Here is a 19,908-nt window from a genome sequence, read left to right on the forward strand (position 1 = left end):
CCCGCCCGGCCCGCCGCCCCGCGCCGACGCGGTCCCCGGGCTTCCGCCCCACGCCGACGCGGTGAGCCCCCGGTCAGGCGCAGCCGTGACCGTCGGCCACCCGGGGCCACAGCTCGACGCCGTCCGGGGTGCGGACGTACGCCTTCGACGGGTCGTCCTCGACCAGCCACAGCTCCCAGTCCTCGTCCTCGTAGCGGTACCCGGTGTCGCGGGCCGCCTCGGGCAGGCGGACGTCGCCGTCGTAGGGGGAGGTGAGCATCCCGTCGGGGAGGACGCCCTCGGGGTCACGGCCGTACAGCCCGCTGTCGTCGGCCCCGTCCCGGCCCGTCGACAGGAAGTGGGCCTTCTGCCAGTCGCAGTGCTCGGCGCCCTCGGAGCTGTGCACGGTGGTGATCGGCACCCGCCGGCCCTTCGCGTCGGTCCAGATCTCGTACCACTGGGAGTCCGTCCAGCTCGCGGGCAGTTCGGCCGGGTCGCAGGACGCGCTGGTCTCGGGGCCCCAGCCGGGGCTGTCCTCGCGGTCCTTGGCGACGATCACGGCGACCTTGGTGCGGCCGTCCACGTCGTACGAGAAGAGGGCCCGGTCCTTCTCCTCGCGCTCCAGACGGTAGCCCTCCCGCGGTACGTCGGGCTGCTCGATGTCGAAGTACGCCTCCAGCCCCTCCTCGGGCGTCTCGCCCCCGTCGTCCTTGCCCCAGCCACCCGGGCCGCCGCCGCCCGAGTAGAGCTCGCCGTCGCACTCCAGCGCCCGGCCGGCGGCGCCCGACTCCGTCCGCATGGCGTCGGCGCCGTCCTCGTCGACCTCCTTGTGCGGCACGTACAGCGGTCCGTCGTACGGAGTGGCGGGCGGTGTCCCGGTGATCACCGCGCTGTGCTCCCCGTCGGCGCCGCAGCCCACCGCCAGCACGGTCAGGGCGACCGCCGTCACCATGAGCCCTCTGCGCATTCCCCACCCCTTGCTCGCTTTCGAACATGCTCTCCCTCCTCCGACGCCGCAGGGGCCCCGGACGTTCGACGGCCCGGTGGGTGACCTGGTACGCGGTCACCCACCGGGCCGGAGCCACGCGGGGACTGCGCGGCTCGGAGGGAAGGCTCGGGCTCGGGGGGCTCAGGCTCGGAGGGAAGGCCCGGGTTAGAACGTCAGAACGGGCTTGATGCTGGTGCCGTCGCTCATCTCGGCCACCGCCCGGTCGATGTCCTCGAACTTGTAGCGGCTGATCAGACGCTCCAGCGGGAGCTTGCCGTCCTTGACCAGCTGGACGAGGACGGGGATGGCGGTCTGGATCTCGTTGTCGCCCAGGGTGAGACCGACGACGCGCTTGCCGCCGAGCATGCCGTTGACGTCGAGGGAGACCTCGGTGCCGAACGGCGGGGCGCCGACGATGACGAGGGTGCCGCGCGCGGCCAGGGCGTCCACGCCCTTGCGCAGGACGAAGACGCTGCCGGTGGTCTCCACGGCGCCGTCGACGCCCTGGCCGCCGGTGATCTCCATGACGGCCTCGGCGATGTCGGCGACCTCGCTCGCGTTCACCGTGTGCGTGGCGCCCAGTTCCTTGGCCAGCTCCAGGCGCCCGGCGACCTTGTCGACGGCGATGACCGTGGTCGCCGGGGTGAGGGCGGCGGCCATGACCGCGGACAGGCCGACGGCTCCGGCGCCGAGGACGAGGAGGGTGCTGCCCGCCCGGGGTTCCAGCACGTTCCATACGGCGCCCACACCGGTCTGGACGCCGCAGCCCAGCGGGGCGATGGAGTCCAGCGGCACGTCGGGGTCGACCTTGACGAGGCCGCGCTCGTCGACCAGGGCGCGCTCGGCGAAGGACGACTGGCCGAAGAAGTGGCCGCCGAGGTCCTGCCCGTCGCGGCTGATGGTGCTGGTGCCGTCGGCGCGGCGACCGCCGAGCAGGTTCAGCGGCAGCCAGGTGGCGCAGTACGCCGGGTGCCCGTCCCGGCAGTTGCGGCAGCCGCCGCAGGAGGTGAAGGACAGCACGACATGGTCGCCCGGCTCGACGGAGGTGACACCGGGACCGACGGCCTCGACGACACCGGCGCCCTCGTGGCCGAGGACACCCGGCAGGGGGAAGGGCAGCGCGCCGCTGGCGACACCGAGGTCGGTGTGGCAGAGCCCGGCGGCGACCATGCGGACCAGTGCCTCGCCCGGTCCCGGCTGGTCGAGGACGACCTCGGAGAGCGTGAAGGGCGCGCCGCCGGACTCGACCACGGCGGCACGTGTGGTGGTGGACATGCTCGTGTACTCCTTCTTCGGTGGCGGGCCGCCTAGGGGGTGTTGTGAAAGTCCAGTGCGGTGCCCGCGGTGTCCGGTGCGTGGCCTGGGGGTCCCCCCTGCTCGAAGAGCTTGGGGGAGTGCCGGACGAAGGCCCTCGTAGCGGTGCTACGTGGGTCTTTGGCCGGTGCGGCGAGGGTGCGTGCCGGGCGCCGCGGGTGCTGTGCAGGACTTTCACAACACCCCCTGAGCGCCGCGGCCCGCCGATGGTCCCGGGAGGGCGCTCAGTCGAGCGAGACGACGACGGACTTGACCTTGGTGTAGGACTCCAGGGCCTCGGGGCCGTACTCCCGCCCGAAGCCGGAGGACTTCACACCGCCGAAGGGCACGGCCGGGTCGAGCATGGCCCAGTCGTTGATCCAGACGATGCCCGCCTCCAGCTGGTCGGCGACGCGGTGGGCGCGGGCCAGGTCCGTGGTCTGCAGGCCCGAGGCGAGGCCGTACGGGGTGGAGTTGGCGAGGGCGACGGCCTCGTCCTCGGTGTCGAAGGGCTGCACGGTGAGGACCGGGCCGAAGACCTCCTCCTGGACGACGCGGGAGTCGTTCGCGAGGTCGGCGATGACGGTGGGCTTGTAGTAGAAGCCGCCGTTCAGGTCGAGGCGCTCGCCGCCGCAGACGATACGGGCGCCCTCCTTGCGGGCCAGCTCGACGTACTCCTCGACCTTCCTCAGGTGCCGCTCCCCCGCCATCGGGCCGACCACGGTCTCGGGCTGCCGGGGGTCGCCGACGGGCACACCGGGCACGGCGTCGGCGAGGATGCCGACGACGGTCTCGTACAGCGGGCGGGCGACGAGCAGGCGGGGGCCGCCCATGCAGAACTGGCCGGTGTTGAAGACGAAGCCCTTGATGACGGCGCCGATGGCCTTCTCGATGTCGGCGTCCTCGAAGACGATGTGGGCCGCGTTGCCGCCGAGCTCCATCGTGACCGGCTTCAGGCCCTCACCGGCGACGCTCGCCGCGTGCCGGCCGACGGCGGTGGAACCGGTGAACGCGATCTTGTCGACGCCGGGGTGGCGGAGCAGGGCCTCGCCTGCGACCGGGCCCGTGCCGGTGACCACGTTGTAGACGCCGTCGGGGACGCCGGCCTTCTTGAGCAGCTCCGCCATGTAGAGGGCGCTGAGCGGGGTCTCCTCGGCGGGTTTGTGGACGACCGTGTTTCCTGCCGCGAGCGCCGGGGCGATCTTGCTGCCGGCGAGGATGAGCGGGAAGTTGAAGGGGGTGATCGCGCCGACGACGCCGATCGGACCGCGCTTGGTGTAGGCGAGGCGGTTCATGGGGACGTCGCGGTGGCCGCCGTCCAGGGTCCAGGCGAGGGAGGCGTAGTACTCGTAGTCGTTGGCCGCGTTCGTCACGTCGACGGCGTGGCAGAGCGTGATGGGCTTGCCGACGTCCTGGCTCTCCAGCGCGGCGATGTCGTCGGCGTTCTCACGGATCAGCTGGGCGACCCGGTGGAGCACCCGGCCGCGCTCCCGGCCGCTCAGCCGGGACCAGGCTCCGCTGTCGAAGGCCGCACGCGCGGCCCGTACTGCGTCGTCCACGTCGGCGGCGCCCGCTTCCGCGACGGTCGTGACCACCTGCCCCGTGGACGGGTCGACCACGTCCGTCCGTGCCCCGTCGGCCGCATCGCGCCACTGTCCACCGATGAACAGCCGCCCCGGTCCGCTCTCGAAGGTGGTCGTCATTGCCCACTCCCCAGCCTTGATCGCTAAGTGTTCAACAAACAGGAATCCTGTTGGTCCGCAGTCTCAACACACACAGGTTTCCTGTCAATGCCCTACGCTGACCCCCATGGTCGGCACCAAGGCACCTCCGTCCCTGCTCTATATGGTCAAACAGGTCGAGCTGGTTGTCCGCTCGCACCTGGACGAGCTGGTGAGACCGGCCGGGATCACGGCCCTGCAGTACACCTCCCTGACCGTGCTGGAGCGGCACGACGGGCTCTCGGCGGCGCAGCTCGCCCGGGACTCGTTCGTCACCGCCCAGTCCATCGCGGATCTGGTCCGCAGCCTCGAGAACCGTGGCCTGGTGCGCCGGGAGCGCAATCCGCACAACCGGCGCGAGCTGCGGATCCTGCTCACCGACGACGCGCGCGAGCTGCTCGCCCGCTTCGCCGAACCAGTGCGTGACCTGGAGGAACGCATGATCCGGGAGCTCACGGCGCACCAGGCCGAACAGTTCCGGCAGGCCCTGTCCAAGGCATGGCAGGCACTGTCGTAGACCGTGGTGCGCAAAATTCCGGACGACCGGCCGAAGAAATCAAAGACATATGTCAATCGAACATGCTGAAATTCACCCTGACGGGGGTAACTTGCAGAGCGGGGACGGGTTTTGCCCTCACACAGTCCGGTTGGAGGCGATGCCGTCGTGTCGAGCGACCCCACACCTCCGGGCACCGGCCATCTGCGCGTGCGCGAGGACCGCGGCCGCACCGTGCTCGAACTCCACGGCGAGATCGACATCGCGGCGGCCGTGGAGATCATCCCGCACCTGGACGCGCTGACCGGCCGCCCCGGCGCCCGGATCGTGATCGACCTCAGGCACGTCGAGTTCTTCGACTGCTCCGGCCTGCGCCTGCTCCACCGGGCCCGGCACCGGGTCCTCGACCGGGGCGGTGAGCTGCGCCTGGTCTGCACCCATCCGCTCACCCTGCGCGTCCTCAAGGTCACGGGCCTGTCCCGGCTGCTGCCCCCGGCGCCCTCGCTGGAAGCGGCCCTGGAACAGCCCGAGGCCACCTCCGGCACGTTATGACGCGCTTCGGGGGCCCTTCCTCGTGAACGGCCTCTGAAGCCCGACCCCGTTCCCTGCGACGCCGGACCTACAGCCGCTCGGCGTCACCCCGGAGTCCGAGCCTCGTGACCGTGCGGCGGAGCGCGGCGCGGATCGCCTGCGTCGTCGACGGGTCGAGCGGCGTGGAGAGATGGTCGATCTCCAGCCCCGCGACGACCGAGAGAAGGATCTCCGCGTCCGTCCCGGGATCGTCCGAGCCGAGCCGGCTCGCGACGTGGCCGACCTGGATCTGCAACGCCTGGCGCCAGGCCCGCGAGACACGCGCGAGATCCGGCCTGCGGGTCGCCTCGATCAGAAACTCGTACTCCGCGACCAGGCTCGTCCGTGCCTCGGTCAGTCCATGCCGGATGAACGCCGTGAGGTGCTCGGCGACGTCGTCGGCGTGGTCGCCGCTGCCGACACCCGCGAAGGCCGCGAGAACCCGGTCCGCCTCCCGCCGGGTGTGCAACTCGAACGCCTCGAGGATCAGGTCGTCCTTGGTCTTGAAGTAGTAGCCGAGAGCTCCCAGCGGCAACCCCGCTTCCGTCGCGATGGCACGCATGGAGAGCCCGGCGAGCCCTTTGTCCCCGATGACCCGCAGGGCCGCTTCCAGGATGGCCGCTCTGCGGACCCCACCGCGCTCGGTCAGGACAGGGGTGTCGCGCTGCGGGGCGGATCCGCCGGACCGGCTCATGTCTGTCCTCGTCCCTCTCACCTGTGGGTGACCCGCCCGTGTGGCGGGCCGAGGAATCATACCTTTCCTGAAACTGGAACGAACGTACAACTCACTTCTTGAGCGATGCTGCTCATCGAACTGAGATAAGTAAGGCTGTTTGAGCCCATTGTCACGTCGCCTCGCTGCCTCTACTGTGACGATCGTCCAACTCAGTCACGCCATCGGGCGTCCAGTGATTCGAGGGTGAGCACCGTATGAACCCGACCAGCGCCGACGGCCGGCCTGTCGCGATCGTCACCGGGGTCGGCAGCGCGTCCGGCATCGGCTACGCCTGCGCCGAGAGGCTCGCCGAGGACCACTCGCTGTTGATCACCTCGACCACCGGGCGGATCCACGAGCGGGTGGCCGAGCTTGCGGGGCGCTGCACCGTGCGGGGGATCGCGGGCGATCTCACGGATCCACGGTTCGCCGAGTCGGTGGTGGCCGAGGCGATGGACGCGTTCGGCCGGGTCGACGTTCTCGTCAACAACGCCGGTATGGCTTCCGTGGTCCAGCCCGAGGATCCTTCGAGCCTCGCGACGGCCTCCGACGACCAGTGGCGTTCGGCGCTCTCACGCAACCTCGACACCGTGTTCTACATGACCCGGGCCGCGCTCCGGCCGATGCTCGACCGCGGGTACGGCCGGGTGGTGAACATGTCGTCGCTCTCGGGTCCGGTGATGGCCTACCAGGGCGATGTCGCCTATCACGCGGCCAAGGCGGGCCTGATCGGTCTCACCCGGTCCGCGGCCGTGGACACGGCGTCGTCGGGCATCACGGTCAACGCCGTGGCCCCCGGCTGGATCGCGACCGGAGGGCTCGACGAACACGTGGACGCCCTCGGGGCGGCGACGCCGGTGGGGCGCGCGGGACGGCCCGACGAGGTGGCCGGCCTGGTGGCGTTCCTGGCCTCACCGGAGTCGTCGTACATCACGGGACAGCTGTTCGTGGTGGACGGCGGCAACTCCATCCAGGAGGAACGCGGGCCGGGTTCGGCAGGCGGCCCTCAGACCCTGTTCACGCGGTAGCCCGCGCGACGCGCGGTCCCTTGTTCCACCCGTCTGTCCACCCGCCATGCCCCCAGTCAGGAGAAACGAAGGATGGATCTGAACTATCTGTCGGCCGACGAGATGCTGGGAGCGTTTCGGCGCCGCGAGCTGTCCCCGGTGGAAGTCCTGGACTCACTGATCGAACGGGTCGCCAAGACCAGCGAGGTCAACGCCGTCGCCGAGGAGATGTTCGACGAGGCCCGCGAGGTCGCGCGGGCCGCCGAGGCCAGGTATGCGGGGAAGGGCCCGGCGCCCAGGGCGCTCGAAGGTGTCCCGGTCGCGGTGAAGGAGGAGATGCCGATCGCCGGCAGGTCCCATCGCCTGGGCTCCCTGCTGACCGAGGGCAACGTCGCGACGCAGACACAACCCATGGTCCAGCGACTGATCGACGCCGGCGCGGTCCTGCACCTGCGGACCACGACGCCGGAGTTCTCGATCGCCGTGACCACCCACTCCGCGCTGTGGGGCGTCACCCGCAACCCCTGGAACCTCGACTACAGCCCCGGTGGTTCGTCGGGCGGCTCGGGCGCGGCATTGGCTGCCGGACTCGCCCCGCTGGCCACCGGCTCCGACATCGCGGGCTCCATCCGGGTCCCGTCGGCTCTGTGCGGCGTCGTCGGGTTCCGGCCGCCCTACGGACGGGTGCCCTCGCTACCGCCGACCAGCCTCGACACGTACTGCCAGGACGGGCCGATGGCCCGCACGGTCACCGACTGCGCCCTCTTCCAGAACGTGATCGCCGGACCCGACCCCGTGGACCACGCCTCGGTACCGGCTGCTCCACCGCTCCCGACGACCTTCGGATCGTGTGCGGGACTGAAGGTCGCGCTCGCCGTCACCATCGGTGACTTCCCGGTCGTCCCCGAGGCGGCGGCCAACATCGAGCGCTTCGCGAGCGCCCTGCGGGACGCCGGAGCCGAGGTGACCCCGGTCGAGATCCCGATCACCCGCCAGTCGATCATGGCCACCGCGATGGCCCACTACGGCCTGCTCCTCGGGCCTTCCGTACGCGAGTGGGCACCGGTCGACGATCCGCGGTGGTCCCGGAACGTCCTCGATGTCGTCGAGGCGTGCGGGGCGGCCCTGGAGAACCTCGGCACCCTGCGGATCGCGGAGGAGGAGGCCCGCATGCACGCCGTGCTCGCCGAGATCCACCGCGACCACGACGCCATCATCTGCCCGACCATGGCCACCACCGGCTACCCGGCGGACGCGACGGCCGCGGAGTCCGTCGAACTCGCCGAGGGCGTGCGGTTCGCCAACCTCGTCAGCCAGTGCCTGACCCAGCTCTTCAACATCGCGAGCCGGCATCCGGTCCTCAACGTGCCCTCGGGTCGCGCGGGCAACGGCGTGCCGACCGGCGTGCAGATCGTCGCCCGGCCGTTCGACGATCCGACGGCGTTCCGCCTCGGGGCGGCAGCCGAGGCCCGTCTCGGCCTCTGGAACGACCCGGACTGGCGGCCCGGGCTGACCCACCAGGGTTGAGGGGCGCCGGTCGTTCACCGACGAAGCCGCGGTCGACGGCGCCACCCGCGTCGCGCCCCGACCCGACCCTGTCGGGGCGGCCGACCTGGGCAGCACCCAGGACCAGGTCGTGCTGGTCGAGGACGCCGACAGCGGGCGACGTCACGTCCTGAGGGCGACCCGTGCCCACGGCGGTACGGAGGAGATCACCCTCCGGGCCCTGGAAGGTACCGCCAGGGCTGTGGTGCTCTCTCACGCCCTCCCGACCGCGCCCCGACCCTTGCTCGGGGAATCCGGGGCGCGTCGGTCTGTGCGGGTCAGTGCCCTTGGCAGCAGGAACCACCCGACGTCCGGCCGGTGCCCTGCGCGCCGATGCGCTGCGCCGCCTCGACTCGGGCCCGTCCCGTCTCGGATCCCGCGTCGTGGACCACCCGTCCGGAGATCAGGGTGTACTGAACCTTGGTGGCGCGGATGTCCTTCACAGACACCTTGGTGATGTCCCGGTCGAGGACGATCAGATCCGCCCGCTTGCCCGGACAGACGGTTCCCGAGCCCCCGTCGTGCAACTGGTGCGCCGCGCCCGCGGTGTGCATGACCAGCGACTGGGTGCGGGTCAGCCCTTCGCGGGCGTTGAGAGGCGGCTGATTCTCCTCCGGGTTGCTGCGGTCGATCGCGGTGGCGATCTGGGTGAAGGGAGCCAGCGGGTCGACCGGCCAGTCCGAGCCACCGGCCAGCAAGGCCCCCGCCTTGGCCAGACTCCGGGCCGGGTACAGGCGCGCGTATCGCTCGGGCCCGATGTAGGGCTTCAGCGCGTCGTTGGTGAACGAGGAGGACAGAGCCCACTGCAGCTGCATGCTGGCGACCACTCCGGCGCGGGCGAAGCGCCGGTAGTCGTCGGGGTGCACCAGCTGGAGGTGGGTGATGGTGTGCCGTCGGCCACGGCGGCCGGGGCGGGCGACAGCCTCGTAGGCGTTCAGGGCCGCGCGTACGGCCCGGTCGCCGATGGCGTGGGCGTGCATCTGCCAGCCGTCCGCGTCCAGGCGGCGGACGAGGGCCCGGTAGTCCCGGTCGCTGACGTGGAGGGGACCGCGGTTGTCGGTCGGCCTGCCCTGGGCGTCCAGGTACGGGGCCAGCAGGGCGGCGCTCTGCGCCGGGAACTCCATCACCCCGTCGAGGAACACCTTGACCGTGGTCAGCCGCAGGCGGTCCGGTCCGGTGAACCGCTTGCGCACGCCACGCAGGAACTCGGCCGCCTCCTGGGGCCTCCTGGCGAGTTCCGCGTCGACCACCAGCGCGGGGGTGATCCGCTGCGGCAGCACGCCCTTGGCCATGAGTTCGGCGTAGGTCTCGAGGGACGCCTCGGCGCTGGCTGCGTCGAGGAAGGACGTGATGCCCGCGGCCAGGAGCGCGCCGGCCATCTTCTTCTGGGCGGCGAGGATCAGGTCGGGACTCGGCGGAGGGATCACCTGGTTGACGAGTCCTTGGGCGTCGTCCACCAGCAGACCGGTCGGTTCCCCGTCGGCACCGCGGACGATCTTTCCGCCCGCGGGGTCGGGGGTGGTGCGGTCGACTCCCGCGAGGGCGAGCGCCCGGCTGTTGGCAAGGCTGTTGTGGAAGTCGGAACCCTGCAGGTAGATCGCGCGTCTGGTGTTCAGCGAGTCGAGCAGCGACTTGTCAGCCACCGTGCCTGCGGGCAGCAGGCCAACGGGGTTCCAGTCGCTCACCTGCAGCCAGCCGTCCGGTTCCTGCGCCGCCGAGGCGTCCAGCATTTCCTGGATCCTCACGCGGAACTGCTCGACCGTCATGCTCGCATTGCCCAGTGACGGGTTCAGGGACTGCGCGGCCGCCCCGAGCGGGTGCATGTGCCCGTCCTGGATGCCCGGCATGACCGTACCGCCGTCGGCGTCGATGACGACGGTACGCGGACCGATGCGACGGCGTATGTGCGCGTTGCTACCGACCGCGAGAACCTTTCCGTCGGTGCCGACGGCCAGAGCCTGCGCTCGCGCGCTGCCGGTGGTTCCGGTGAACACCCGCCCGTTCAGCACCACGGTGGCCGCCCGCACCGGGGCCCGGCCGGTCGCCGCCCGGGCTGCCGTACCGGCACCGGCCACCGAGAGGGCACCCGCCCCGGTCGCGGCCAGGAACGTCCGCCGCCGCAGGCCACCCGCGGACCCTTCCGCGGTGCCGTCGAAGACATCTGACATCTGATCACTCCTCACCCGGCGGCCGTACCGGCCGCCGCCGCCCGGTACCGTGTGTGGTTAATGTTTTAACCACAAGCCGCCACAGGGCTGTTGGGGTACCGATGACGAGCTCGCGTGTCTGGCGGCGTCCCACGCTCGGGGCAGTTGCCGCACGGGCCGGGGTGTCCACGGCCACGGTGTCGAACGCGCTCAACGGCACGGGACGGCTGTCCGAGGCGACCAGGCAGCGCGTACTCGCAGCGGCACGCGAACTCGGTTACGCCCAGGCCAGCACGGCCCGGGCCCTGGCTCGCGGCAGCACCGGAGTGCTCGGCCTGACCATGACGACGTACGGCGACCTTCCCGTCCCGTACACCGAGATCCCGTACTACGCGCGGCTGACGCTGGGTGCCATGGCGGCGGCGCACGAGCGCGGTTACCTGCTCACGGTGATGCCGAACTCGCTGTCACCGTGGATGTGGCTCAACGCGCCTATGGACGGCGTCATCCACGTCGATCCGCGCGCCGACGACCCGGTGCGTTCCCTCCTGCGGGAGCGTGGCATCCCCGTGGTCTGCGACGGTCGGCCGCCCCAGCCGCACTGGTGCGACGTGTGGGTCGACACCGACTACGAAGCGGGCCTGCGCCTCCTGCTCGACCACCTCGTGGAGTCCGGCGCCCGGCGGATCGGGCTCTCCCTTCCCGTTCACGACGACGCGTACCCGCGCCTGATCGCACGCGCGTACCAGTCGTGGTGCGACGGAGGCGACCTGCCCGCCCTCGTCGAAGAGTACGACTCGCTGCCCGACTACTTCACGGCCGAGCAGGACGCGGTCGGCCGGCTCCTCAAAGGCGATCCACGACCGGACGCCGTCATCGGCGTCTACTCCGACTCCGGCCACAACATCCTCGCCGCCGCCCGGCACCACGGGCTTCGGGTGCCGCAGGATCTGCTGGTGGCGTGCATCAGCGAGGATCCGGAGTACGCGATGACGACGCCGCCCGTCACCACGCTCAGCCTCCGCCCGGACCGGGTGGGCGACGAAGCGGTCGACCTGCTGGTCTCCCTCATCAACGCCCGCAGCCGCGTCGACCGGCGGCGGCTCGTGCAGCCGACGCTCTCCCCTCGCAGGTCCACCAGGCGCCCGGTGCGGCGGAAGAACGGCACGTCGTGACCGCAGGGCCCCTGGAAACGACCTCTCAGTGCCCCGGCAGCGCGTCGAACAGCGCGCTGACGGACTCGCCGTTGTGGATCCGGCGCACGGCCTCGGCGAAGGCAGGGGCGATGGAGAGGACCCGCAGCTTCTCGGTGCGTTCCTCGACCGGCACGGGCACCGTGTTGGTGCACACGATCTCCAGGACGTCCGGCTGCTCGCCCAGCCGTTTGAGGGCCCCCGCCGCGAACAGCCCGTGTGTGCAGGCCACCCGGATCGACCGCGGCCCCAGCTCCCGCAGCCGCTGGAGGAGTTCCAGGACGGTACTGCCCTTGGCGATCTCGTCGTCGAGCACGATGACGTCCCGCCCGGCGACCTCGCCGATCACCGAGCTGATGCTCACCCGGTCGTCGGCGAAGCGCTGCTTGGCCCCCGCGGCGACCTGTGCGCCGATCATCCGCGCGAACGCCGCCGCCTCCTTGGCGTTTCCCAGGTCCGGGGAGACGACCGTCGTACGGCTCAGGTCGTACTGGCGGAAATGCGCGGCCAGCTCCCGCAGCGCGTGCAGATGATCGACCGGCACCGAGAAGAAGCCGTGCACCTGCGGCGAGTGCAGGGTCATCGTGAGCACCCGCCCGGCCCCCGCCGAGACCAGCAGATCCGCGACGAGACGACCGCCGATGGAGATGCGCGGGGCGTCCTTCTTGTCGGAGCGGGCGTACGAGTAGTGCGGCATGACCACGGTGATCCGGCCCGCCGAGGCGCCGCGCGCCGCGTCGCACATCAGGAGCAGTTCGACGAGGTGCTCCTGCACCGGCGCGACCAGCGGCTGCACCAGGAACACGTCCCGCTCCCGGCAGTTGCCCTGGAGCTGCACCTCCAGACAGTCGTTCGCGAACCGGCTCACCCGTGACGGGCTCAGCGGCACCCCGAGGTGCGCGCAGATCTCTTCCGCCAGTTCGGGGTGGGCGCTGCCGGTGAAGACGGCGATGTCACGCACGGTCGGCTCCTCGCATGAACATGATCAATACGGGTTGCGCGGCTCATGCTACTGGCCGTCCCTTCTACGCCGTTTCCGGCGTCCGCCGCGGGCCGAAGGGTGCCTCCGGTCTACGGCGAAGTACGGACAATCCCCAACTCCGCGTTCCCCCAAGGTCTCTGCGGGCATTCGTTGAATCAGGAAGGAGGACCGTCGACATGACGACGTCCATCAAGCACACGCGTCTGCCCGGCTGGGCCAAGGTGCTCATAGCCGTGGTGGTCCTCATCGTGGTGCTGCTGGCCGCGCTGAGGCTGCTGGTCTTCAAGGGGTTCGACGACATGTTCGGCACCGAGGAGCACGACCGCTCGGGGCCCACACTGCTCCGGTCCATCCAGGACATGAGCCGCTACGAGGCCGCCTCGGGCAATTTCCAGGTGGTCGTCGACCTGGAGAAGGACGCCAAGTACCTGCCGGACGCGATCCGCGGTACCCGCACGCTGTACGTCGGCGCGGGCACCGTGGACGCCTATGTCGACCTCGGCAAGGTCGGCGACGACGACGTGAAGGTGAACAAGGACCGCACCTCGGCCACCATCAACCTCCCGCACGCCCGGCTCGGCACCCCCGCCCTCGACACCGAGCACTCCTACGCCGTCTCCAAGCAGCGCGGCCTCCTCGACCGTCTCGGGGACCTGTTCTCCGACAACCCCAACGGCGAGCAGGCCGTCCAGCGGCTCGCCGTCAAGCACATCGGCGACGCCGCCGAGGACAGCAGGCTCACGGACCGCGCCGAGGCCAACACCACCGACATGCTCGAAGGGCTGCTGAAGTCCCTCGGTTTCAAGGAGGTGAAGGTGACCTACGGCGGCTGACCCACCCACCGGGACCTCCCGGAGCGCGCATCGCCGGGCGCTTCGGGGGTAACCACCTTGACACACAAGGAAGTTGATACTGGGAGGGTTGGATGGCCCGTACGACCGCACGTTCCCGGTCCACCGTCTCGGGCCGCCGTTCGCCGACCGCGCAAGGCGATCGACGGCCCCTTCCGCTGCCCGTGCGGGTGCTGGTGATGGCGTTGGCCTTCGCGGCCATGGTGGCGTTCGGCGCGGTGCTCGCGGGGCTCACGCTCCAGCCGTCGCCGGCGTCGGAGGCCCTCACACACAGCAACCTGCGCCCCGGCAGCTCCCTGGAGCTCTACTGGCACCACCCGTCCCCGCGTGACGCCGTCAAGCAGCTCGGCGGGAACGTCCTGCTGGGGGTGCCCTTCGGCATCCTGCTGCCGGTGCTGGCGCCGGGGACCCGCGGACTGCTGCGGGTGCCCGCGCTGACGGCCCTGATGATGCTGCTGGTCGAACTGGTGCAGGGCGCACTGGTGACCGGTCGCGCGTTCGACATCGACGACGTCATCCTCAACACCACGGGCGCGCTGCTGGGCTATCTGCTGCTCGGCCGGCGGCTCGGCCGGGCCGTGCACGCGCCCGCCGCGCGCAAACGGCCGAAGACCCCGCGCGGCGGCACCGCCGGGCGGCCGCAGGGCGCCCGCAAGGCAGCCTCCCGCAAGGTCGCCTGGCGCCTGCCCCGCCGGGCCAAGGGAGGATCCGGCACCGCCGAACGGGCTAGCGCGGCGTCCAAGTGAACTTGTCGCCGCCCACCCAGCGCACCTGCTCCGGGTCGTCGAGGTCATGGACGGTGATCCCGTACGCCGCGGCGGCCTGGAGCACGTCCGTCATCGCCTTGGCCTCGCCGACCACCTGACCGTCGATCTCCACGATCCGGAACGGCGGCGTACCCGGCTGCACCCCGAGCACGATCACCCGGGGATGGGAGATGTAGGGACTCGCGATTTCCGTCATGTCTAGAGCGTAGGCCCGTTCCCCCGTCCGTGACCGGGCGGCGGACGGCCGCCGTGCGGGTACCCGGCGCCTGGGCGAGTCTGTAAGCGGAACGCTGGAGGTGCCATGGATCCCGTCGAGGCCCTGGAGCGGATCGCCTTCCTGCTGGAGCGGGACCGGGCCCCCACATATCGCGTACGGGCGTTCCGTACGGCCGCCGAGGTGCTCGGCGCGTTCCCGGCGGACGAGGTGGCCGAGCGGGCGGGATCGGGGTCGCTGGAGTCGCTGAAGGGGATCGGGCCGAAGACCGCGCAGGTGGTGCGGGAGGCGCTGGCCGGGCAGGTGCCGGACTATCTGGGGAAGCTGGAGCGGGAGGCCGAGAACCCGCTCACGGACGGCGGCCACCGGCTGAGGGAGCTGATCCGGGGCGACTGCCATGTGCACTCGGACTGGTCGGACGGGGGCAGCCCGATCGAGGAGATGGGCCGGACCGCCGCCCGCCTCGGCCACGAGTGGGCGGTCCTCACCGACCACTCGCCCCGGCTGACCGTCGCCCGCGGGCTGTCCCCCGAGCGGCTGCGCGAACAACTGGACGTGGTGGCCGCGCTGAACGAGACCTGGGCGCCGTTCCGGCTGCTCACGGGCATCGAGTGCGACATCCTCGACGACGGCTCGCTGGACCAGGAACCCGAGCTGCTGGACCGCCTCGACGTCGTGGTGGTGTCGGTCCACTCCAAGCTGCGGATGGACGCCCGGTCGATGACCCGGCGGATGGTCGCCGCGGTCCGTGACCCGCGCTCCGACGTACTGGGGCACTGCACGGGGCGGCTGCTCACCGGGCGGGGCCGGCCGGAGTCGGAGTTCGACGCGAACGCGGTGTTCGCGGCCTGCGCGGAGACCGGCACGGCCCTGGAGATCAACTCCCGGCCGGAGCGGCTGGACCCGCCCCGGCGGCTGCTGCGGCGGGCGGTGGAGGCGGGGGTGCTGTTCTCGGTAGACACGGACGCGCACGCGCCGGGGCAGCTGACCTGGCAGATCCACGGGTGTGCGCGAGCCGAGGAGTGCGGGGTACCCGAGGACCGGGTGGTGACGACGTGGGGCGTGGAGGACCTGCTGCGGTGGGCCCACGACCGGGAGGTGCCCGTGCCGGGCGCCCCGCGGGGAGCACCGCCCCTTACGGAACGCGAGAAGTGACACCCGATGTGAGGAAAGGTGCGTCATGGCCAAGGCCGCTGTGTTCGATGTCGACGGGACCCTCGTCGACACCAACCATCTGCATGTGGTCGCCTGGTGGGAGGCGTTCCGTCAGGCCGGGCACCAGGTGGCGATGCACGACATCCACCGGGCGGTGGGGCTGCCGTCGCGGGACCTGATCACCCATGTGCTGGCCGAGGAGCCGAAGCCGGAGGAGAGCGACGCGCTGAGCGCGGCGCACAAGGCGTTGTACGGGACGTACTTCGAGCGGCTGCCCCCGCTGCCGGAGGCCGGACGACTGCTGCGGCGGCTCGACGGGCAGGGCTGGCGGGTGGTGCTGGCGACGTCCGCCAGCGGTCCTGAGCTGGCCGCGCTGCGGCGCGCCATCGGCGCGGACGACGCCATCATGGCGACGGCGAGTGCGGAGGACGTGGCCGAGGGCAAACCGGCCCCCGACCCGGTGGAGCACGCGCTGGAGCTGGCGAAGGCCCCGGCCGAGCGGTCGGTGTTCGTCGGGGACACGGTGTGGGACATGCGGGCCGGCGTGCGGGCGGGGGTCCGCTGTGTGGCCGTGCTCAGCGGGGGCATCCCGCGTCCCGAGCTGGAGGCGGCCGGCGCGGAGATGGTGTTCCGGAATCCGGCGCATCTGCTGGCCGCGCTGGACGACAGCCCGCTGGGCCGCGAGGAATGACCTGACGTGGGCCGCCGCGGCCCGCCCTGGCGACGTGACGCGGATCACCGGCGAGCTCCGGAACGGAGGGAACAGCAACGGATGGTTGTCCGTTGAACAAACCGTGGGTGTGGATGGGACAGTGTCCCCGGGCCTCACCTTTTGCCCACAGGGACGATCGTTCGGCTGAAGCCCTGTGGAGCGTTTCGCCGAGAGGCGACCGCCATCCGCACCCACACACAGACCGCCCCGACCGTGATTCCCCCGTCCGGTCGGGGCTTCTCCTTTTCGTGAGCGGGAGCGACCGCCGTTCTCCGTGCGCGGGAGGGGCAGTCGGCTCGTCGTGAGCGGGAGCGTCAGTCCGTGAGGTTCCTCGGGCCGTACAGGGCGGCGGGCGCGCCCGTCATCAGGGCCCAGTAGCGGTCGCCGTACGACCAGTGCCACCACTCGGTGGGGTAGTTGACCAGCCCGGCCTCCGTGAGGGCGGTCCCCAGGGTGTCCCGGTGGGCGCGGGCCTCGGCGGGGAGGTTCGCGGCACCCGTGTAGCAGGCGCCCGCGCTGTCCTCGGGGCTGGCGTTGACCGGCGTACCGCAGTCGAGTTCGCGGCCGTCGGCGTCGACGAGGGTCAGGTCGACGGCGGCGCCCGCCGAGTGCGGGGCCAGCTCGGGCGGCGACACATAGCGGCTGGCCGCCGTGCGGACACGGGCGGCGTCCCAGTCGGGGTGCAGCGCGCGCATCTCGGCCGTGTACTCCTCGAAGTACCGGCGTTGCAGCGCCGGGGGCCGGTATCCCTCGACGAACAGCAGGCGCAGACCGGCCGGCAGCAGCGACTGGGCCCGGACCAGCCTCTCCAGCACGCCCGCACGCAGATGGGCGTAGGCCCCCGTGGCGTCGGCCTTGCGGGGGTCGACCGGCAAGGAACCGTCCCGGCGGACGTCGACGAGCGGCTCGTCGCGGTCGTGCACGGGTACGGCCGCGACCTCGGGATCGGACATCAGGATGATCTCGGTCATGGGGGTGATCCTCTCGTGGGCGCGTCGGGGCACCTCGGGAATCGGCCAGACCGGCGCCCGCCGGGGAGGGCCGCCGCGTGCATCGGCATGGTCCGGGTACTCGTGGGCGGCCCTGGAAGTCGCGGCGCGAGAGGAGTCAGCGGTGAACAAGGAGTCCGGCGACAGGATCGTGATCACGGGCGCCACCGGCAATGTCGGAACGAGCCTGGTACGGCTGCTCGCGGAGGACGAGCGGGTCGGGCAGGTGCGGGGCCTCGCCCGTCGGGTCCCCGACTGGTCGCCCGAGAAGACGGAGTGGTCGGCCGTGGACCTGGGGTCCGGGGACGCCGATCTGACGAAGGAGTTCGAGGGGGCGACGGCGGTCGTCCATCTCGCGTGGGCGTTCCAGCCCACCCACGACCCGGCCGCCACCTGGCGGACCAATGTGCTCGGCAGCATGCGGGTCTTCGAGGCGGTGGCGGCGGCGAAGGTCCCGGCCCTGGTGCACGCCTCCTCGGTCGGCGCGTACTCGCCGGGCCCGAGGGACCGGTCCGTCGACGAGTCGTGGCCCACGCACGGCTGGCCGGACGCCGCGTACTGCCGGGAGAAGGCGTATCTGGAGCGTGCCCTGGACTCCTTCGAGTACGAGCACCCCGAGGTGCGGGTGGTGCGGATGCGGCCCGCGTTCCTGTTCAAGCGGGAATCGGCGAGCGAGCAGCGCCGGATCTTCGGCGGACGTCTTCTGCCGGGGCCGCTCGCCCGGCCCGAGCTGCTGCCGTTCATGCCCGACATCCCGGGGCTGCGGGTGCAGGCGCTGCACACCGACGACGCCGCCCACGCGTACCGGCTGGCGCTCCACTCCGATGTGCGCGGCGCCTTCAACCTGGCGGCGGAGCCGCCCGTGGACGCGGGGCTGCTGGGCGAGATGACGGGGTCGCGGCCCATGCGGCTGCCCCGGGCGGCCGTCCGGTCGGCGGTCGCCGCCGCGTGGAACCTGAGGCTGCTGCCCGCCTCGCCGCACCTCTTCGACGCGGTGCTGCGGCTGCCGCTGATGGACTGCAGCCGGGCCCGCGACGAGTTGCACTGGCGGCCCGAGCGGACGGCCGTGGAGGTGCTGGAGGAGTTCCTGGAGGGGCTGCGGCAGGGTGCCGGCGCCGACACGGAACCGCTGCGGGGCCGGAAGGTGGGCTGAGCAGCCGCCCGGAAGGTGGGCCGAGCAGTGGCCCGGACCACGACGGGCCCGGACCACGACGGCTGAGGAGCACGCCCCCGGACATGACGGCGCCTCCCCGGGTCCCACCGGGGAGGCGCCGAGTCGTCGCGGCCTCAGCGGCCGTGCGGCCGACCGCCTCGCGGCAGCGTCCGCGAGCCCTCCGGATCAGCCGGACGGCTCGTCGGGGACGGGCTGCTCGGGGTGGACACCACCCGAGTGGGGCGCGCCCCGGCGTCCGGTGCCCGCCTCGTCCGTGTCCGGCACATCGGTGCCGGTCTCCTCGGACGCGGCGTCGTCCTCGGACCCGCCGGTCCCCTGCCCGGGGACCACCTCCCAGGGGTCCTCGTCCTCGGTCGCCTGCTGATCGGGCAGGTCCCTCGGTATCGGGTCACCGTTCTCGCCGGGACCCTCCAGCCGGTGATCGGTCACGGCGTGCTCCCTTCCTGTCGTGCACCGCGCGCGGGTACCTCGCGGCGATCGACTGAAACCCACGGGCCCGGGTCGGCGCCGCCCAGTTCGTCGAGGGCGGCCGTCAGATGGGGCGCGACCCGCTCGCGCCGCCAGGCGATGTCGTCCGCGCCGGCCTCACGCGGCACCGTCTCCACCAGCATGATCAGGGAGAGGTAGCTGCGGTAGAGGGCGTAGCGCCGTGCGGCGCGGGGCGACAGGTGGGGGTCCCCTCCCGCTTCCCGGTAGCCCGCCAGGAATTCCGGGTCCTGCCGGATGTCGCCGAGCAGCGCGAGGGAGACGAAGTCGGCGACCGGGTCGCCCCAGAACATGCGCTCGCCGTCGATCAGACCGCCCACGCGGGCGGACGCGCCGTGCTCCACGAGGATGTTGCCGTCCCACAGGTCGAAGTGGACGAGTCTCGGCACGGTCACCTCGTCGAGGGCGTCGTACGCGTGCCGGGCGGTACGGGCCACCTCGTCGACGGGACGTGGCAGCCAGGCCGCGTAGCGGCGGGCGTCGTCGAGCACGGCCTCGTACATGGTGGTGAAGGCGGTGCGCCAGTCGGGGGCGAGGGGGCCGAGGGCTCCGGTCGGACAGCCGAATCCGGGCCCGGTGACCTCGTGCAGCCGGGCCACCAGGCCGCCCAGCTCGCGTCGCACTTCCGCCTTCCCCTCCGCCGTCAGTCCCTCCCATCCGGCGCCGGGGCAGTGGCTGAGCAGCACGTGGCGGCCCGTCGGCGCGCTTTCGTCGAGGGCGGCGCCGACCACTCCAGGCGCGGGGACGCCGGCGGTCCCGGCCGCACGGCAGAACGTGGCCTCGCCGACGAGGAGGTCACGCTCGTGGGACAGGCCGGGGACGGTGGACGGCGGAGGGATCTTGAGCACCAGCCGGGTGCCGTCGGTGAGGCGGAGTTCCTCGACCGTGTTGTAGGTGCCGCCGCCGAGCGGCAGCCGCTCGGCG

General features: G+C 71.8%; 20 protein-coding genes. 10 read left to right on the top strand and 10 right to left on the bottom strand.

All coding sequences use genetic code 11. From position 1 onward, the window contains the following. Positions 1 to 73 precede the first annotated feature (73 nt). The 3 genes from AOK15_RS05500 to AOK15_RS05510 form a co-directional block, all read right to left on the bottom strand. Positions 74 to 946, bottom strand: a complete 873-nt coding sequence (locus tag AOK15_RS05500) for a hypothetical protein (protein ID WP_055513358.1) — start codon at positions 944 to 946, stop codon at positions 74 to 76. Positions 947 to 1,132: 186 nt separating this feature from the next. Further along, a complete protein-coding gene (locus tag AOK15_RS05505) occupies positions 1,133 to 2,242 on the bottom strand; it encodes an NAD(P)-dependent alcohol dehydrogenase (protein WP_055513360.1) in 1,110 nt (369 codons plus the stop codon). Between the two features lie 263 nt (positions 2,243 to 2,505). Then, positions 2,506 to 3,963 carry an aldehyde dehydrogenase family protein gene (locus tag AOK15_RS05510; protein WP_055513362.1) on the bottom strand — a complete coding sequence of 486 codons (1,458 nt, stop codon included), beginning with the start codon at positions 3,961 to 3,963 and terminating at the stop codon, positions 2,506 to 2,508. A 106-nt stretch (positions 3,964 to 4,069) separates the two neighbouring features. Here AOK15_RS05510 and AOK15_RS05515 point away from each other — a divergent pair, with 106 nt between their 5' ends. Further along, the gene (locus AOK15_RS05515; RefSeq protein ID WP_055513364.1) at positions 4,070 to 4,498 is read left to right on the top strand and encodes a MarR family winged helix-turn-helix transcriptional regulator; all 429 of its coding nucleotides are present in this window, start codon (positions 4,070 to 4,072) and stop codon (positions 4,496 to 4,498) included. Between the two features lie 147 nt (positions 4,499 to 4,645). Continuing rightward, a complete protein-coding gene (locus AOK15_RS05520; RefSeq protein ID WP_055513366.1) occupies positions 4,646 to 5,029 on the top strand; it encodes an anti-sigma factor antagonist in 384 nt (127 codons plus the stop codon). Between the two features lie 67 nt (positions 5,030 to 5,096). Here AOK15_RS05520 and AOK15_RS05525 read toward each other — a convergent pair whose 3' ends face one another. After that, positions 5,097 to 5,741 (bottom strand): TetR/AcrR family transcriptional regulator, encoded by a 645-nt coding sequence (locus AOK15_RS05525; protein ID WP_055513368.1) that lies wholly within the window; start codon positions 5,739 to 5,741, stop codon positions 5,097 to 5,099. 236 nt (positions 5,742 to 5,977) lie between these two features. On the opposite strand from AOK15_RS05525, the gene AOK15_RS05530 reads away from it, so the two are divergent. Together AOK15_RS05530 and AOK15_RS05535 are read left to right on the top strand one after the other, a co-directional pair. Then, entirely contained in the window at positions 5,978 to 6,790 is an 813-nt protein-coding gene (locus AOK15_RS05530) for an SDR family NAD(P)-dependent oxidoreductase (protein ID WP_055513370.1), read from the top strand. A 72-nt stretch (positions 6,791 to 6,862) separates the two neighbouring features. After that, positions 6,863 to 8,296, top strand: coding sequence for an amidase (locus AOK15_RS05535; protein WP_055513372.1), 1,434 nt, complete (start codon positions 6,863 to 6,865; stop codon positions 8,294 to 8,296). A gap of 296 nt (positions 8,297 to 8,592) precedes the next feature. On the opposite strand, the gene AOK15_RS05540 is transcribed toward AOK15_RS05535, so the two are convergent. Beyond that, positions 8,593 to 10,482, bottom strand: a complete 1,890-nt coding sequence (locus AOK15_RS05540) for an amidohydrolase (RefSeq protein WP_055513374.1) — start codon at positions 10,480 to 10,482, stop codon at positions 8,593 to 8,595. A gap of 101 nt (positions 10,483 to 10,583) precedes the next feature. On the opposite strand from AOK15_RS05540, the gene AOK15_RS05545 reads away from it, so the two are divergent. Next, on the top strand, positions 10,584 to 11,636 hold the full coding sequence (locus AOK15_RS05545; RefSeq protein WP_055513376.1) for a LacI family DNA-binding transcriptional regulator: 1,053 nt from the start codon (positions 10,584 to 10,586) through the stop codon (positions 11,634 to 11,636). A gap of 25 nt (positions 11,637 to 11,661) precedes the next feature. Here AOK15_RS05545 and AOK15_RS05550 read toward each other — a convergent pair whose 3' ends face one another. Beyond that, positions 11,662 to 12,615 carry a ribose-phosphate diphosphokinase gene (locus AOK15_RS05550; protein ID WP_055513378.1) on the bottom strand — a complete coding sequence of 318 codons (954 nt, stop codon included), beginning with the start codon at positions 12,613 to 12,615 and terminating at the stop codon, positions 11,662 to 11,664. Between the two features lie 197 nt (positions 12,616 to 12,812). Between AOK15_RS05550 and AOK15_RS05555 the strand changes: the two genes are divergently transcribed. Then, on the top strand, positions 12,813 to 13,469 hold the full coding sequence (locus AOK15_RS05555) for a DUF4230 domain-containing protein (RefSeq protein ID WP_055513380.1): 657 nt from the start codon (positions 12,813 to 12,815) through the stop codon (positions 13,467 to 13,469). A 92-nt stretch (positions 13,470 to 13,561) separates the two neighbouring features. Beyond that, positions 13,562 to 14,233, top strand: coding sequence for a VanZ family protein (locus tag AOK15_RS05560; RefSeq protein ID WP_055513382.1), 672 nt, complete (start codon positions 13,562 to 13,564; stop codon positions 14,231 to 14,233). Here the strand turns inward: AOK15_RS05560 and AOK15_RS05565 are convergent. After that, positions 14,214 to 14,450 carry a hypothetical protein gene (locus tag AOK15_RS05565; RefSeq protein ID WP_055513384.1) on the bottom strand — a complete coding sequence of 79 codons (237 nt, stop codon included), beginning with the start codon at positions 14,448 to 14,450 and terminating at the stop codon, positions 14,214 to 14,216. The genes AOK15_RS05560 and AOK15_RS05565 overlap by 20 nt on opposite strands. Before the next feature lie 105 nt (positions 14,451 to 14,555). Here AOK15_RS05565 and AOK15_RS05570 point away from each other — a divergent pair, with 105 nt between their 5' ends. Then, positions 14,556 to 15,623, top strand: a complete 1,068-nt coding sequence (locus tag AOK15_RS05570; protein WP_055513386.1) for a PHP domain-containing protein — start codon at positions 14,556 to 14,558, stop codon at positions 15,621 to 15,623. A 25-nt stretch (positions 15,624 to 15,648) separates the two neighbouring features. Further along, on the top strand, positions 15,649 to 16,314 hold the full coding sequence (locus AOK15_RS05575) for an HAD family hydrolase (RefSeq protein ID WP_055513388.1): 666 nt from the start codon (positions 15,649 to 15,651) through the stop codon (positions 16,312 to 16,314). Between the two features lie 335 nt (positions 16,315 to 16,649). Here the strand turns inward: AOK15_RS05575 and AOK15_RS05580 are convergent, their stop codons facing one another. Continuing rightward, the gene (locus tag AOK15_RS05580) at positions 16,650 to 17,306 is read right to left on the bottom strand and encodes a M15 family metallopeptidase (RefSeq protein WP_055513390.1); all 657 of its coding nucleotides are present in this window, start codon (positions 17,304 to 17,306) and stop codon (positions 16,650 to 16,652) included. A gap of 142 nt (positions 17,307 to 17,448) precedes the next feature. Here AOK15_RS05580 and AOK15_RS05585 point away from each other — a divergent pair, with 142 nt between their 5' ends. Next, positions 17,449 to 18,477, top strand: a complete 1,029-nt coding sequence (locus AOK15_RS05585; RefSeq protein ID WP_055513392.1) for an SDR family oxidoreductase — start codon at positions 17,449 to 17,451, stop codon at positions 18,475 to 18,477. Positions 18,478 to 18,663: 186 nt separating this feature from the next. On the opposite strand, the gene AOK15_RS05590 is transcribed toward AOK15_RS05585, so the two are convergent. Then, entirely contained in the window at positions 18,664 to 18,927 is a 264-nt protein-coding gene (locus AOK15_RS05590) for a hypothetical protein (protein ID WP_055513394.1), read from the bottom strand. Further along, the coding region (locus tag AOK15_RS05595) for a phosphotransferase family protein (RefSeq protein ID WP_107099345.1) at positions 18,924 to 19,908 on the bottom strand (985 nt) is incomplete at its 5' end. The genes AOK15_RS05595 and AOK15_RS05590, both read right to left, overlap by 4 nt.

Source organism: Streptomyces ossamyceticus (assembly GCF_001418475.1).
Lineage (GTDB): Bacteria > Actinomycetota > Actinomycetes > Streptomycetales > Streptomycetaceae > Streptomyces > Streptomyces ossamyceticus.